At 47.9% G+C, this 357-nt stretch carries 2 tRNA genes; both read right to left on the bottom strand.

Annotation, left to right across the window (positions count from 1 at the left end):
• Positions 1-145 precede the first annotated feature (145 nt).
• Positions 146-221: transfer RNA gene (locus ACM6I7_RS16905), tRNA-Ala, on the bottom strand.
• A 29-nt stretch (positions 222-250) separates the two neighbouring features.
• Positions 251-327 (bottom strand) — tRNA-Ile (locus tag ACM6I7_RS16900).
• Positions 328-357: the final 30 nt, after the last annotated feature.

The raw sequence follows: 357 nt of genomic DNA, 5'->3' as shown, positions 1-357 counted from the left end.
TACCAGTGAAAGTAACGTTCAGTCTATCTTTCTATCACATACCCAAATTTTTAAAGAACGATCTAATCAAAAGACTAGAAATCAGCATTCACCATCACAACGATGGAATGCTCATTTCTAAGCTTTCAAACTTCAGAAGCAGTGGTGGTGGAGCCAAGCGGGATCGAACCGCTGACCTCCTGCGTGCAAGGCAGGCGCTCTCCCAGCTGAGCTATGGCCCCGTATTTCTACAGGTTTCCCACACAAAAATTGGTGGGTCTGGGCAGATTCGAACTGCCGACCTCACCCTTATCAGGGGTGCGCTCTAACCAACTGAGCTACAGACCCAATTTCGGGCTGCTTCTATCGTCTTCTTCA

The organism is Pseudomonas sp. IT-93MI4 (assembly GCF_949767635.1).
Classification (GTDB): Bacteria; Pseudomonadota; Gammaproteobacteria; order Pseudomonadales; family Pseudomonadaceae; genus Aquipseudomonas; species Aquipseudomonas putida_A.
The sequence above is the reverse complement of the archived record's forward strand: the minus strand, read 5'-3'. Positions and strand labels throughout refer to the sequence as shown.